The 13971-nt window shown below is 70.7% G+C and carries 13 protein-coding genes; 2 read left to right on the top strand and 11 right to left on the bottom strand.

Annotation, left to right across the window (positions count from 1 at the left end; genetic code table 11):
* Window positions 1-548 precede the first annotated feature (548 nt).
* Window positions 549-1577, top strand: a complete 1029-nt coding sequence (gene trpS / locus ACWCQS_RS43730; RefSeq protein ID WP_451009687.1) for a tryptophan--tRNA ligase — start codon at window positions 549-551, stop codon at window positions 1575-1577.
* Window positions 1578-1661: 84 nt separating this feature from the next.
* Here trpS and proC read toward each other — a convergent pair whose 3' ends face one another.
* The 7 genes from proC to ACWCQS_RS43695 form a co-directional block, all read right to left on the bottom strand.
* Window positions 1662-2474 (bottom strand): pyrroline-5-carboxylate reductase, encoded by an 813-nt coding sequence (gene proC, locus ACWCQS_RS43725; RefSeq protein WP_388636303.1) that lies wholly within the window; start codon window positions 2472-2474, stop codon window positions 1662-1664.
* A 102-nt stretch (window positions 2475-2576) separates the two neighbouring features.
* Window positions 2577-3368 carry an ABC transporter permease gene (locus ACWCQS_RS43720; RefSeq protein WP_451009683.1) on the bottom strand — a complete coding sequence of 264 codons (792 nt, stop codon included), beginning with the start codon at window positions 3366-3368 and terminating at the stop codon, window positions 2577-2579.
* Complete coding sequence (locus tag ACWCQS_RS43715) at window positions 3365-4165, bottom strand: ABC transporter ATP-binding protein (RefSeq protein ID WP_451009682.1); 801 nt, start codon at window positions 4163-4165, stop codon at window positions 3365-3367. The genes ACWCQS_RS43720 and ACWCQS_RS43715 overlap by 4 nt, the downstream gene beginning before the upstream one ends.
* A 143-nt stretch (window positions 4166-4308) precedes the next feature.
* Entirely contained in the window at window positions 4309-5097 is a 789-nt protein-coding gene (locus ACWCQS_RS43710) for a class I SAM-dependent methyltransferase (RefSeq protein WP_451009681.1), read from the bottom strand.
* A 687-nt stretch (window positions 5098-5784) separates the two neighbouring features.
* A complete protein-coding gene (locus ACWCQS_RS43705; protein ID WP_451009680.1) occupies window positions 5785-6309 on the bottom strand; it encodes an EamA/RhaT family transporter in 525 nt (174 codons plus the stop codon).
* A 44-nt stretch (window positions 6310-6353) separates the two neighbouring features.
* Window positions 6354-6638, bottom strand: a complete 285-nt coding sequence (locus ACWCQS_RS43700) for an SH3 domain-containing protein (RefSeq protein ID WP_451009679.1) — start codon at window positions 6636-6638, stop codon at window positions 6354-6356.
* 89 nt (window positions 6639-6727) lie between these two features.
* The gene (locus ACWCQS_RS43695) at window positions 6728-7042 is read right to left on the bottom strand and encodes an SH3 domain-containing protein (RefSeq protein WP_451009678.1); all 315 of its coding nucleotides are present in this window, start codon (window positions 7040-7042) and stop codon (window positions 6728-6730) included.
* Window positions 7043-7222: 180 nt separating this feature from the next.
* Between ACWCQS_RS43695 and ACWCQS_RS43690 the strand changes: the two genes are divergently transcribed.
* Window positions 7223-9328, top strand: a complete 2106-nt coding sequence (locus ACWCQS_RS43690) for a serine/threonine-protein kinase (RefSeq protein ID WP_451009677.1) — start codon at window positions 7223-7225, stop codon at window positions 9326-9328.
* A gap of 79 nt (window positions 9329-9407) precedes the next feature.
* Here the strand turns inward: ACWCQS_RS43690 and ilvD are convergent, their stop codons facing one another.
* From ilvD to ACWCQS_RS43670, 4 genes are all read right to left on the bottom strand, one after another.
* Window positions 9408-11261: a dihydroxy-acid dehydratase gene (ilvD, locus tag ACWCQS_RS43685; protein WP_451009676.1), complete on the bottom strand. Its 1854-nt coding sequence runs from the start codon at window positions 11259-11261 to the stop codon at window positions 9408-9410.
* A gap of 133 nt (window positions 11262-11394) precedes the next feature.
* Entirely contained in the window at window positions 11395-12006 is a 612-nt protein-coding gene (locus ACWCQS_RS43680; protein ID WP_451009675.1) for a TetR/AcrR family transcriptional regulator, read from the bottom strand.
* Complete coding sequence (locus ACWCQS_RS43675) at window positions 12003-12824, bottom strand: sugar phosphate isomerase/epimerase family protein (RefSeq protein WP_451009674.1); 822 nt, start codon at window positions 12822-12824, stop codon at window positions 12003-12005. Before ACWCQS_RS43675 ends, ACWCQS_RS43680 begins: the two co-directional genes overlap by 4 nt.
* A gap of 143 nt (window positions 12825-12967) precedes the next feature.
* Entirely contained in the window at window positions 12968-13900 is a 933-nt protein-coding gene (locus ACWCQS_RS43670) for a Ppx/GppA phosphatase family protein (protein WP_451009673.1), read from the bottom strand.
* Window positions 13901-13971: the final 71 nt, after the last annotated feature.

Genomic DNA, 13971 nt, shown 5'->3' with positions numbered 1-13971 from the left:
TCCTCGGTGCTTTCCAGGTTCCCGCTCTCGCGTTTCCCTTTCCGGCGGTTCCGACTCTATCAGATCCTTTCGGCGTCTGACTCCCAGTCAGGGGGTTTGTCTTCGCGGCCGTTGGGCCGTTCCGACGAGTGAGACTTTAGCGGATTCCGTGCTCCCGAGCTAATCGGGGGCTGCGTCCTTTCGAACGCGGATTCCTCATTCCGCAATTACGCATGCCAAAACACTCGACACCGGAGCGTCGATTGCTGGTTGGTACTTGCGAAGTGGCTGTCCGGGGACCGACCGGAGTCGGCGCTCACGTCGGACAACTCGGAGAACACTACGGATCGGCGTGGCGTGTGTCAACTCTTGCCCCTGGTGCGCTCCGGAGGCGTACTCTGATCCACATGACGACGCGTACGTGTACCCAGCTGTGGTGGGCCGCCTGACGGCGGCCGTACTCACGTATGCATCCAACGGCCGCCGCTTCGGCGGCCGTTCTCGTATCTCCTCCGGACTCCGGGGGCCGGCCGCAGGAGCGGCGGTCCCGACCAGGAGGTGGAGTGGAGATGAAGCGGGTCTTCAGCGGGATTCAGCCGACCGGGCACCTGACGCTGGGCAACTACCTGGGAGCCCTGCGGCGCTGGGTGGACACGGATCAGCACCAGGCCGACTCGGTGTTCTGCGTCGTGGATCTGCACGCGCTGACGGTGGACCAGGATCCGGCGCGATTGCTCAGGCTCAGTCGGCAGACGGCGACGTTGATGCTGGCGGCGGGGCTCGATCCCGAGGTGTGCACGGTGTTCCTGCAGAGCCATGTCGACGAGCACACGAGGCTGTCGTATCTGCTGGAGTGCGTGGCGACCGACGGTGAGATGCGCCGGATGATCCAGTACAAGGAGAAGACAGCGAAGGTGCGGGAGCGCGGCGGGACCGTGCGGCTCTCCCTGCTGACGTATCCGGTGCTGATGGCGGCGGACATCCTGGGCTACGGCGCGGAGGAGGTCCCGGTCGGGGACGACCAGGTGCAGCATGTCGAGCTGGCGCGGGATCTGGCGGTGCGGTTCAACCAGCGGTTCGGGCACACGTTCGTGGTGCCGAGGGCCACGCGGCCGGCGGTGGCGGCGCGGGTGATGAATCTGCAGAGCCCGACGTCGAAGATGGGGAAGTCGGACGACTCGGGGCTGGGGGTCGTCTATCTGCTGGACGAGCCGGACGACGTGCGGAAGAAGGTCATGCGGGCCGTCACGGACAGCGGGCGGGACGTGGAGTACGACCGCGAGCGGCAGCCGGGGGTCTCGAACCTGCTGGAGATTCTCGCTGCGTGCACGGACGGGAACCCTGAGTCACTGGCAGGCGTTTACGACTCGTACGGCGCCTTGAAGAAGGACACCGCGGAAGCGGTGGTGGAGGTCCTCAGGCCCGTACAGGCCAGGCACAGGGAGCTGTGCGCCGATCCTGCCTATGTGGAGGGGGTGCTGCGGGATGGTGCGGAGAAGGCGAGGGCGATGGCCCGGCCGACCGTCGATGCGGCGTACCGGGCGATCGGGCTGTTGCCGCCGGTGTTCGATACGGCGTTGAGCGGGGTCGGGCGGTAGGGCCGGACGTTGGGCCTGCCCGTGCGGCTCGTGCGTGCGGGGGCGGGCGGCTGCCGGTGAGCGCCGTCGCCCCCGGGCGCAGGGTCAGTCCTTCTTGCCGGAGGCGAGTTCGCGGCTGCGGTCGCGGGCGGCTTCGAGGGCGGCGATGAGGGCGGCTCGTACGCCGTGGTTCTCCAGTTCGCGGATGGCGTTGATCGTCGTACCGGCCGGGGAGGTGACGTTCTCGCGGAGCTTGACGGGGTGTTCGCCGCTGTCGCGGAGCATCACGGCGGCGCCGATGGCGGACTGGACGATGAGGTCGTGGGCCTTGTCGCGGGGCAGGCCGAGCAGGATGCCGGCGTCGGTCATGGCCTCGACCAGGTAGAAGAAGTACGCGGGTCCGGAGCCGGACAGGGCGGTGCAGGCGTCCTGCTGGGTTTCGGGGACGCGGAGTGTCTTGCCCACGGCACCGAAGATCTCCTCGGCGTGCGCGAGGTGCTGCTCGGTGGCGTGGCTGCCGGCGGAGATGACCGACATGGCCTCGTCGACGAGGGCGGGGGTGTTGGTCATGACGCGGACGACCGGGGTGCCTGCGGTCAGGCGCTCCTCGAAGAAGGAGGTGGGGATACCTGCGGCGCCGCTGATGACCAGGCGGTCGGCGGGGACGTGCGGGGCGAGCTCGTCCAGGAGGGTGCCCATGTCCTGCGGCTTGACCGTGAGGATGAGGGTGTCGGCGGTCTTGGCGGCCTCGGTGTTGGTGACCGGGCTGACTCCATAGCGGGTGCGGAGTTCTTCGGCGCGTTCCGGGCGGCGGGCGGTGACCAGGAGGTCGGCGGGGGCCCAGCCGGCCCGGATCATTCCGCTGAGCAGGGCTTCGCCGATCTTGCCGGTGCCGAGGACTGCGACTTTCTGGCTCATGGGGTCATCCTCGCACCGGGCCGTGAGGGTGCGGGGGTTGTCCGGCAGGCGGAACACGGGCGCAGTGCGGCCGTCCGGCGCCGTGGGATCGGCGAAGGGCGGTCAGGCCGTGCGGCGCCGGAGGGTGGCCGCGCCCAGTACCAGGACCAGCAGCGCGCAGCCGGCCACGATCAGGACGTCCCGGACGAAGGTCGCGGTCATGTCGGTGTGGTGCAGGACCTGGTTCATGCCGTCGACGGCGTAGGACATCGGCAGGACGTCGGAGATGCCCGTGAGGACGGGCTGCATGTCGGACCGGGGAGTGAACAGGCCGCAGAGGAGGAGCTGGGGGAAGATCACCGCCGGCATGAACTGGACCGCCTGGAACTCCGAGGCGGCGAAGGCGGAGACGAAGAGGCCGAGGGCCGTGCCGAGCAGGGCGTCGAGGAGGGCGACGAGGAGGAGCAGCCAAGGTGAGCCGGTGACGTCGAGACCGAGCACCCACACGGCCAGTCCGGTGGCGAGGGCGGACTGGACGATGGCGATCGCGCCGAAGGCGAGGGCGTAGCCGGCGATGAGGTCGGCCTTGCCGAGGGGCATCGCCAGGAGGCGTTCGAGGGTGCCGGAGGTGCGTTCGCGCAGGGTGGCGATGGAGGTGACCAGGAACATCGTGATCAGCGGGAAGATGCCGAGCAGGGATGCGCCGATGTTGTCGAAGGTGCGCGGGCTGGCGTCGAAGACATAGCGCAGCAGGATCAGCATCAGGCATGGGATGAGGATCATCAGCGCGATGGTGCGCGGGTCGTGGCGGAGTTGGCGCAGGACCCGGGCGGCGGTGGCGGTGGTGCGGCCCGCGTTGATGACGCCGGTCGGGGCCGGGGCGGTCGTGGTGCTCGTCGTGCTGATCGTGCTCATCGGGTGCTCTCCTTGGGTCGGGCTGCCGCGGCGGCCTCGTCGACGAGGTGGAGGAAGGCGGCCTCGACGGTGTCGCTGCCGGTGCGGGTGCGCAGGGCGTCCGGGGAGTCGTCCGCGAGGATCTCGCCCTCGCGCATGAGGAGGAGGCGGTGGCAGCGCTCGGCCTCGTCCATGACGTGGGAGGAGACGAGGAGGGTGGCGCCGCGGGTGGCGGCGATGTCGTGGAAGAGGCGCCACAGGTCGCGGCGCAGTACGGGGTCGAGGCCGACGGTGGGTTCGTCCAGGACGAGGAGTTCGGGGGCGCCGAGCAGGGCCACGGCCAGTGAGACCCGGTTGCGCTGGCCGCCGGAGAGGTTGCCGGCGAGGGCGTCGGCGTGGCTGGTGAGGTCGACGTCGGTGATGGCCCGGGTGACGTGCTCGTGGCGGCGTTCGGCGGCTGCGCGGCCGGGGTCGAGGATCGCGGCGAAGTACTCCAGGTTCTGCCGGACGGTCAGGTCGTCGTAGACGGAGGCGTCCTGGGTGACGTAGCCGATGCGCGTGCGCAGGGCGGGGTGGCCGGCCGGATGGCCGAGGACCTGAAGGGTGCCGGTGACCTTGGCCTGGGTGCCCACGATCGAGCGCATGAGGGTCGACTTGCCGCAGCCGGAGGGGCCGAGCAGGCCGGTGACCTGGCCGCGGGGGACCGTGAAGTCGAGATGGTGGAGGACGGTGCGGGGGCCGCGGACGGCGGTGAGGTCGTGGGCCTGGACCGCTGGGGTGGAGGCCTGGCTCGGTGGGTCCGGCACGTAATTCATCATGCGATGAATAATGTTCGCGGATGGGTCCGTGCGTCAAGGGGCCGGCCGGTCACAGATGCGCAAGCGGCGGCCGGGACGAGCCCGGCCGCCGCTCCGGGCGACGCCTCTTCGCTGATGTTTCTTCGCTGATGTCTGTTCGCTGATCAGGATTTGGTGGCGACGAGCAGAAGCACGTCGTAGGTCTCCTCGACCATGCCGTCGGGGAAGGTCTTCAACAGGTGGGCGCGCTCCTCTTCCAGGAAGGCGGTCCTGCGGGCCTCGGGCGTGAGGAGGAGCGCCGAGTGGCTGCCGATGTTCGCGAGGTGGGTGTCGATCGTGACGCGGCGGCTCCAGCGGACCTCCCGGCGGCTGAAGCGGAGGCGGCCGCTGGGGTCGGCCAGTTCCGTGCGGCTGGCTTTCCGCTTCTCGGCGGCGACGTCCACACCGAGGAAGCGGCCGATACGGTGGGCTGCCTCGGCGATCCACTCCACGTCCAAGGCGTCGCGGTTCCACCACAGCGCCAGCGCACCGCCCGGCCGCAGCACCCGCAGCGCTTCCGGCACCGAGTGGGCGGTGTCGGTCCAGTGCCAGGCCTGGGCGTAGGTGATGAAGTCGGCGTGGGCGTCGGCGATGGGAAGGGCGTTGCCGTTGCCGCGGACGATCGGGAGATGCGGCAGCACGCGGCGGAACTCGGCGGCCATGCCCTCACCGGGTTCGACGGCGAGCACGTCGGCGCCGCGGGCCTGCAGGAGGGCGGTCCCGATACCGGTACCGGCCCCGACGTCCACGACCCTGGAACCGGACAGCGACCGGCCGGCCAGTTCCTCGACGGCGTCGAAGAGGGCGGGCGGGTAGGAGGGGCGGTTCGCGGCGTACTGGGCGGCAGCCGAGTCGAAGGAGCGCGCGCGGGCCGCGGGCGAGGGCGGGGGTGCGGGCGGTTGTGTCACGGTCATACGACCATGGTGGGGCGGCGGGAACGTGACGTCAGCGGCTTTTCGGAGCAGTCCGACCACGGGTACGAGGCATCACCGGCGGCGCATCCGCCGTCCACCGCCGGCCCCTGCCGCCAGCGCCCCGGTGGCCACGGGGGCAGGCATCACCGGCGACCCCCTCGTCTGACTACTGCGAGCCCTTGGTGTCAGTGCCCTGGAGACCATGGGGAGCAGGCATCACCGGCGCCCCTTCATCCGCCCACCGCGGACCCCGTCGCCAGCACCCACTTCCAACCGCACCAAGCAACCACGGCCAGCAAGCCTCACCGGCGACGCATCCGCTGCCCACCCAAGCCCCCCGCCGCCAGCCCCTACTGACCACCAAGAGCAGACATCACCGGCGTCCCCTCATCTGACCACCACGAGCCGTTGGAGCCAGCGCCCCTGGGGACCACGGGGAGCAGGCATCACCGGCGCCCCGTCATCCGCCCACCGCGGACCCTGTCGCCAGCACCCACTTCCAACCGCACCAAGCAACCACGGCCAGCAAGCCTCACCGGCGACGCATCCGCTGCCCACCCAAGCCCCCTGCCGCCAGCCCCTACTGACCACCAAGAGCAGACATCAACGGCGCCCCCTCACCTGACCACCCATCTGACCAGCGCAAGCCCCTGCCACCAGCCCCCTGCCAACCGCCGGAGGCTCACGTCACCGGCGGCGCTTCTTCTTCGACGGGTTGCCGGTGCGGCGGGTGGTGCGGCGGGCGTGGTCCTCGCGGGCCTTCTCGTACTCCTCACGGTGCAGCTTCTCGCCCGGGGCCTCGGTGAGGGAGCGGAAGAAGTAGGCGAGGAGGGAGCCGACGAAGCCGATGGCGAGCAGGCCGCGCAGGGAGGCCTGGCGCTGTGGGTCGTGGCGCTTGCCGAAGCCTTCCCAGGTGTTGCGGAAGGCGAGCGCGCTGCAGATCGCGAACATGGCGATGATCAGCACGGTGACGAAGGAGCCGGTGTCGGCGATCCGGATGCCCTCGTATGCGAAGCGGAGGACCAGGCAGGAGGCGACGGCCGCGGCGAGGGAGCCGACGGCGACGCCGGCGCGGCGGGCCGCGTAGCCGTTGTCGTGGTTCACCCAGGTGGTGCCGAAGAAGCGGAGGGGCTCGGGGCGGGGCCCGCCGCCCAGGGCCGTACCGTCCGAGGAGCCCGCCGGGGTGTCCGGGGTACCGGTTTCGTCGCTCACGGAACGATTATGGCGCCGGGTGGCGGCGGGCTCCCGGAGGGGGGTCAGCCGCAGCGCGGGGCGATGTAGCCGTCGCTGCCGGTCTGGACGTAGGCGTCCGAGACGAACTCGCCGTTGTCGACGTTGTCCCAGATGTTCGACGTGCCGTACGGGCCGGTCACCGTCGTGCCCGGGGTCTGGCAGAAGATCGGGACCTGCGCTCCCTCGGCCAGGACGCGCACGATGTTGTAGCTGGTGCCGGGGCCGCTGCGGACGTTCAGGCGGACACCCGGGGCGACCGGGTAGTAGCGGAGGTCCAGGGCGGACGCCGAGGCCGCCGAACCGATCACCGTGAGAAAGGCTCCCGCGGCGGCGAGTACGGCGGTCCTGCGCGTGAGTGAAGCCCTCTCTGCCCTCGTCCTCTCAGTGATGATGCGTCTCAGGCGCAGCGCGGGGCGATGTAGCCGTCGCTGCCGGTCTGGACGTAGGCGTCGGACACGTACTCGCCGCTGTCGATGTTGTCCCAGATGTTCGACGTGCCATAGGGCCCCGTCACGGTCGTGCCCGGGGTCTGGCAGAAGATCGGTACCCGGATCCCCTCGGTGAGGACCCGGACGATGCTGTAGTTGGTGCCCGGTCCGCTGCGGACGTTCAGGCGGACACCCGGCGCGACCGGGTACGTGTGGACACCCGACTCCGTGGTGAAAGACTCGCTCTCGCCGCCGCTCGCGGCTTCCGTGTGCTCGACAGACATGACAGACCTCCCCCGCTCGGCCCCACGACTGTGCTGGGGCCCGTTGGTTCCCTCGAATCGTGTTCTGAAACACGTGTGCGTAACTCGCGCGCGAAGGCTAGCAAGCCGCCTCTGTCTCGCACGAGTCATCGACTAGGCTCCGTGCGTCGCGCGCGCGGACGAACAGCACGGGGGTGGTCCATGACGCCACAGCGCAGCACCGGAGCGGGCGCGGAAGCGGAACTTCCCGAATACGCCGGTCACTACCACCTGGAGTCCTGTCTGGGGTCCGGGGGCATGGGCGTGGTGCATCTGGCCCGCAGCACCTCTGGACTGAGGCTCGCCGTGAAGGTCGTACACGCCGAGTTCGCGAGAGACCGCGAGTTCAGAGGCCGTTTCCGGCAGGAGGTGGCGGCGGCCCGGAGGGTGAGCGGCGCCTTCACCGCGCCCGTCGTCGATGCCGATCCGGAGGCCGAACGGCCCTGGATGGCCACGCTGTTCATCCCCGGTCCGACTCTCTCGGAGTATGTGAAGCGGAACGGGCCGATGCCGGCGGCCCAGTTGCGGCGGCTCATGGCCGGGCTCGCCGAGGCGTTGCGCGACATCCATCGGGTGGGGGTCGTGCACCGGGATCTCAAGCCGAGCAATGTGCTGCTGGCCGAGGACGGGCCGAAGGTCATCGACTTCGGCATCTCCCGGCCGAAGGACAGTGAACTGCGCACCGAGACCGGCAAGTTGATCGGCACGCCGCCGTTCATGGCACCGGAGCAGTTCCGGCGGCCCCGGGAAGTGGGGCCGGCGGCCGACATCTTCGCCCTCGGGTCGGTGATGGTGCACGCGGCGACCGGGCGGGGGCCGTTCGACTCCGACAGCCCCTATGTCGTCGCGTACCAGGTGGTGCACGACGAGCCGGATCTGACCGGGGTGCCGGAGAGTCTCGCCCCGCTGGTGCTGCGGTGTCTCGCCAAGGAGCCCGAGGACCGGCCCACTCCCGACGAGCTGATGCGTGAGCTGCGGTCGGTGGCGGCGTCGTACGACACGCAGGCGTTCATACCGGCGCAGCGCACCGGGGACGACGCGCCGACTGACGAACCCTCCGGCGCCGAGCCGGTGCCCGGCTCCCGCAGGCGCTTCGCCAAGCGCACGGCTCTCGGCGCCGGGGCGCTCGTCCTTGCCCTTGCCCTGGGTGGTGTGCTCACCGGCCTGCTGCGCGCCGGCGACGACGGTGGTCCCGCGGCCAAGGAGACCAGCGCCCCCACCACCGCTGCCGGATTCGCCGCATGGCGCGCCAAGCCCGTCGGGAAGGGCTCGGGGATGCCTCAATGCGTCCACGGGGCCGGGAGGTTGCTCTGCTTCCGTTCCGGCCTGGCGTTCGCCCTCGATCCCACGAACGGCTCCCTCCTGTGGCGGCGGCCGGTCGCCGAGGAACGGACGAGCGACGCTCCCGCTCTCTCGGGCGGCCTCCTGTTGCTGCCCACGGACGGCGGCCGGCGAGTCGTGGCGCTCGATCCCGCCTCGGGCAGGCCGCGCTGGCAACGGGCCATGCCCGCGAACACGGGGATACGGTTCACCGGGTCCATGCTCCTGGTCACCGGCACGGACGGTGCGGTCACCGGGGTGGCCGGGAAATCGGGAGAGATCAAGTGGCATCGCCGGGTGTCCGGGAGTACGACCCCTCTTCTGGCCTCCTACGACGGCGATCCGCTGGCCTATGCCACCGGCGCCTCGGCGCAAGGGGCGGACACGCTGGTCACCGCCCTGGAACCGCGCACCGGTGCGGTGCGGTGGGAAGCGCGGCTGAAGGGCCTGCTGCGGCCCATCGGCAGCCAGGGCCATTCCCTGTTCCTGCTGTCCCTCGACCCCGTCTCGGGGGACGCGAAGGCTGTCGTCCGGTACACACCGGCCGTGAAGGCCGTACGCCGCGTCGCCCTGTCCTTCCCGCTCACGGCACCCCACGCCGACGTACGCGGCAATGTCGTGCAGCTGCTGGCGACCGGCGGGTCACTGGACGCGGTCGACCTCGGCACGGGTAAGCGGCTGTGGCACACGGAAACGTCGGTGAGCCGCGGTTCGGCGCCGGTCGCCTCCGCCGACCACGTCTACTTCACCGCTCCCGACGGGCGCCTGCTCGCCGTCGACGCACGCGACGGAAGCCTGGTGGGACAGACATCGCCGCGGCTCGGTGCGAACGCGGGCGAGGTCTCGGCCGCCCTGCCCAGCCCGCTGCTCATCGGCACGCATGTCTACGCCGCCTCCCCCGACGGAACCGTCTTCGCCGTGGACGGACGCGACCCGAAGACCTGGTGACGGACGCGACCCGAAGACTTGGTGACATGCGAAGGGGCCGCCCCCGCGCGGGAGGCGGCCCCTGCCGGTCGTACGGGTCTCAGCCCAGCTTGGTCACGTCCCGCACCGCGCCCTTGTCGGCGCTGGTGGCCATCGCGGCGTAGGCCCGCAGCGCCGCGGAGACCTTGCGGTCGCGGTTCTTCGGGGCGTAGACGCCGTTCAGGGACTGCTCTCGGCGGGCGAGTTCGGCCTCGTCGACCAGGAGCTCGATCGTGCGGTTCGGGATGTCGATGCGGATGCGGTCGCCGTCCTGGACGAGGGCGATGGTGCCGCCGGAGGCCGCCTCGGGGGAGGCGTGGCCGATGGACAGGCCCGAGGTGCCGCCGGAGAAGCGGCCGTCGGTGATCAGGGCGCAGGTCTTGCCCAGGCCGCGGCCCTTCAGGTACGAGGTCGGGTAGAGCATCTCCTGCATGCCGGGGCCGCCCTTGGGGCCCTCGTAGCGGATGACGACGACGTCGCCGTCCTTGACCTCGTGGGTGAGGATGCGCTGGACGGCCTCCTCCTGGGACTCGCAGACGACCGCCGGGCCCTCGAAGGTCCAGATCGACTCGTCCACGCCGGCCGTCTTCACCACGCAGCCGTCGACGGCCAGGTTGCCCTTGAGGACCGCGAGGCCGCCGTCCTTGGAGTACGCGTGCTCGACGGAGCGGATGCAGCCGCCCTCCGCGTCCTCGTCCAGCGCCTCCCAGCGCTCGGACTGGGAGAAGGCCTCGGCGGAGCGGACGCAGCCCGGGGCCGCGTGCCACAGCTCCACCGCCTCCGGGGACGGGCTGCCGCCACGGACGTCCCAGGTCTTCAGCCAGTCGGCCAGGGACGGACTGTGGACGGCGTGCACGTCCTCGTTGAGCAGGCCCGCGCGGTGGAGTTCGCCCAGCAGGGCCGGGATGCCGCCGGCGCGGTGCACGTCCTCCATGTAGTACGTGCGGTTCTTCGCCACGTTGGGCGCCACCTTCGCCAGGCACGGCACCCGGCGGGAGACGGCGTCGATCTGCTCCAGGCCGAAGGGGACGCCGGCCTCCTGGGCGGCGGCCAGCAGGTGCAGGATCGTGTTGGTGGAGCCGCCCATCGCGATGTCCAGGGCCATGGCGTTCTCAAAGGCCTGGAAGGTGGCGATGTTCAGCGGGAGGACCGTGTCGTCGTCCTGCTCGTAGTAGCGGCGGGTGAGGTCCATGACCGTGCCGGCCGCGTCGACGTAGAGCTGCTTGCGCGCGGTGTGGGTGGCGAGGACCGAGCCGTTGCCGGGCAGGGACAGGCCGATGGCCTCGGTCAGACAGTTCATCGAGTTGGCGGTGAACATGCCGGAACAGCTGCCGCAGGTCGGACAGGCGTTCTCCTCGATCCGGAGGATGTCCTCGTCGGAGATCTTGTCGTTGACGGCGTCGGAGATCGCGTCGACCAGGTCGAGCGTGCGGACCGTGCCGTCGACCAGGGTGGCGCGGCCGGACTCCATCGGGCCGCCGGAGACGAAGACCGTCGGGATGTTCAGGCGCAGGGCCGCCAGCAGCATGCCCGGGGTGATCTTGTCGCAGTTGGAGATGCAGACCAGGGCGTCGGCGCAGTGGGCCTCGACCATGTACTCCACCGAGTCCGCGATCAGGTCGCGGGAGGGCAGGGAGTACAGCATGCCGCCGTGGCCCATCGCGATGCCGTCGTCCACGGCGATCGTGTTGAACTCGCGCGGGATGCCGCCCGCCTCCTTGATCGCCTCGCTGACGATCCGGCCGACCGGCTGCAGATGGGTGTGGCCCGGCACGAACTCGGTGAAGGAGTTGGCGACGGCGATGACGGGCTTCCGGCCGATGTCCGCACCAGGTACACCGGAGGCGCGCATAAGGGCGCGGGCGCCCGCCATGTTGCGGCCGTGGGTGACTGTGCGGGACCTCAGCTCGGGCATCGTCGCTCGCTCCTTCGAAGATCTGCCAGACATTTCTGGTTGTCTCCGAGCGTACGCCGGTGCTCCAAACGCTGGACACGGCTGTCCGGAATGCGGGACGCCCATCTCGCCGGTACGGACCCCGGTGTGCGGCTCAGGCGCTGGTCAGATGGTGCTGTACGACCGGTGCCACACGCGCGATGATCTGCTCCAGGTCGGCGGAGGCCAGCGGCTCCAGCTTGACGACGTACCGCATCATCGCCGTACCCACCAGTTGCGCGGCGGCCAGCTCGGCGCGCAGCTCGGCGTCCGGCAGGTCCACCTGGGCGGCGACGCGGCGCAGCAGCTGGGAGGCGATGAGCCGGCGGAAGACGGCGGCGGCGGTCTCGTTGTTCAGGGCGGACCGGACGATCGCGAGGACCGGTGAACGGGTCGTGGGGTTCTCCCAGACGCCGAAGATGAAACGGGTCAGCCGCTCCCCCACCGCTTCCACGGGACCGGCGGCCACCGCCTCGGGGGCGTTCAGCGCGGGCGCGAAGGCCACCGCGATCGCCGCCTCGAAGACCTGCTCCTTGGTGCCGAAGTAGTGGTGGACCAGCGCGGAGTCGACACCGGCCGCCTTGGCGATACCGCGCACGGACGCCTTCTCGTAGCCGCGCTCGGAGAACTCCTCGCGAGCGGCGGAGAGGATGCGGTCGCGGGTGTCGGCGGATTCCGTGCGCGGCGGCCTGCCTCTTCTGCGGGGGGACTGCTCGTGGTCGTTCATCGCCGAGGCACCCGTACCGCGGACGTCAGGTGCTTGCGGGTGAAGGCCAGGGCCTCGGCGAGGTCGGCCTCGCGCTCGGCGCTGGACATCGCCCGCCGGGTGTTGACCTCGATGACCACATGGCCGTCGAACCGGGAGACGGCCAGGTGCTCCAGCAGCTCGGCGCAGGGCTGGGTGCCGCGGCCCGGCACCATGTGCTCGTCCTTGGCCGAGCCCCGGCCGTCGGCGAGATGGACGTGGCCGAGGCGGTCGCCCATGCGGCCGGCCATCTCCAGGGCGTCCGTGCGGGCCGTCGCCGTGTGGCTGAGGTCGATCGTGAAGTGCCGGTAGTCGTGCTGGGTGACGTCCCAGTCGGGGGCGTAGGCGAGCATCTCGCGGTCGCGGTAGCGCCACGGGTACATGTTCTCGACGGCGAAGCGTACGTCCGTCTCGTCCGCCATCCGCCAGATCCCGTCGACGAAGTCGCGCGCGTACTGCCGCTGCCAGCGGAAGGGCGGGTGTACGACGACGGTGGAGGCACCCAGTTTCTCGGCGGCCGCCCGGGCCCGCTGGAGCTTGACCCAGGGGTCCGTCGACCAGACCCGCTGGGTGATCAGCAGGCAGGGGGCGTGGACGGCCAGGATCGGGATGCCGTGGTAGTCCGACAGGCGGCGCAGCGCCTCTATGTCCTGGCTGACCGGGTCGGTCCACACCATGACCTCGACGCCGTCGTAGCCGAGGCGCGCGGCGATCTCGAAGGCGGTCGCGGTGGACTCCGGGTACACGGAGGCCGTCGACAGCGCGATACGCACGTCCGTTGGTTCAGCCACGTCCGTCACCTTACGGCGTTGAGTGGTGCCGGTGTTGGGTGCCCATTCGCCGTTGTGACTTTCGCCATTTGCGCGAGTGCGGGTGTGTGGCCGCTTCTCGCGCCCGCGCGGCGGAGCCGCACATCGATGCAGCCCGTGCCCCTTTCTGGGCGCTAATCGCTCCCCATGTGATCGAGGCGCCGGAGGATCACGCCCTCCCGCAGAGCCCACGGGCAGACCTCCAGGTTCTCCACCCCGAACAGGTCCATCGCGCCCTCCGCCACCAGGGCGCCCGCCAGGAGCTGGCCGGCGCGGCCCTCGGAGACGCCGGGAAGCTCGGCACGCTGATCCGCCGTCATGCCGGCCAGGCGCGGGACCCAGGCCTCCAGGGACTCGCGCTTGAGTTCGCGCTGGACGTAGAGGCCCTCGGCGCTGCGGGCCGCGCCGGCGATGCGGGCGAGCTGCTTGAAGGTCTTGGACGTGGCGACCACGTGGTCGGGGGCGCCGAAGCGGCTGAATTCGCCGACCGTGCGGGCGATCTCGGTACGGACATGGCGGCGCAGGGCGCGCACGGCCCCGGGAGCGGGCGGGTCGCCGGGCAGCCAGCCCGCGGTGAGCCGGCCGGCGCCGAGCGGCAGGGAGACGGCGGCGTCCGGCTCCTCGTCTATGCCGTAGGCGATCTCCAGGGAGCCGCCGCCGATGTCCAGGACCAGCAGCTTTCCGGCGGACCAGCCGAACCAGCGGCGGACCGCGAGGAAGGTGAGGCGGGCCTCCTCCGCACCGGCGAGGACCTGGAGTCGTACGCCCGTCTCGTCCGCCACGCGCGCGAGGACCTCGTCGGCGTTGGTGGCCTCCCGGACGGCGGAGGTCGCGAACGGCAGCAGGTCCTCGACGCCCTTGTCCTCGGCGGCCTGGAGCGCGTCCTGCACGACTGCGACCAGCTTGCGGATGCCGTCGTCGTCGATGGCACCGCTGTCGTCGAGCAGCTGGGCGAGCCGAAGTTCGGCCTTGTGCGAATGCGCGGGCAGCGGGCGCGCGCCGGGGTGGGCGTCCACCACCAGCAGATGCACCGTGTTCGAACCCACGTCCAGGACACCGAGTCTCATATACGGAACGCTACTGCCAGATCGCCCGCCGACGGTCCCCGGTGCGGCCCTCGGCCACTTACCCTGGACAT

This window comes from Streptomyces sp. NPDC002076 (assembly GCF_053593835.1).
The sequence above is the reverse complement of the archived record's forward strand: the minus strand, read 5'-3'. Positions and strand labels throughout refer to the sequence as shown.

Coding starts and splice junctions, on each gene's coding strand:
- trpS (WP_451009687.1), top strand. CDS start 549: ATGAAGCGGGTCTTCAGCGGGATTCAGCCGACCGGGCACCTGACGCTG.
- proC (WP_388636303.1), bottom strand. CDS start 2,474: ATGAGCCAGAAAGTCGCAGTCCTCGGCACCGGCAAGATCGGCGAAGCC.
- ACWCQS_RS43720 (WP_451009683.1), bottom strand. CDS start 3,368: ATGAGCACGATCAGCACGACGAGCACCACGACCGCCCCGGCCCCGACC.
- ACWCQS_RS43715 (WP_451009682.1), bottom strand. CDS start 4,165: ATGATGAATTACGTGCCGGACCCACCGAGCCAGGCCTCCACCCCAGCG.
- ACWCQS_RS43710 (WP_451009681.1), bottom strand. CDS start 5,097: ATGACCGTGACACAACCGCCCGCACCCCCGCCCTCGCCCGCGGCCCGC.
- ACWCQS_RS43695 (WP_451009678.1), bottom strand. CDS start 7,042: ATGTCTGTCGAGCACACGGAAGCCGCGAGCGGCGGCGAGAGCGAGTCT.
- ACWCQS_RS43690 (WP_451009677.1), top strand. CDS start 7,223: ATGACGCCACAGCGCAGCACCGGAGCGGGCGCGGAAGCGGAACTTCCC.
- ilvD (WP_451009676.1), bottom strand. CDS start 11,261: ATGCCCGAGCTGAGGTCCCGCACAGTCACCCACGGCCGCAACATGGCG.
- ACWCQS_RS43680 (WP_451009675.1), bottom strand. CDS start 12,006: ATGAACGACCACGAGCAGTCCCCCCGCAGAAGAGGCAGGCCGCCGCGC.
- ACWCQS_RS43670 (WP_451009673.1), bottom strand. CDS start 13,900: ATGAGACTCGGTGTCCTGGACGTGGGTTCGAACACGGTGCATCTGCTG.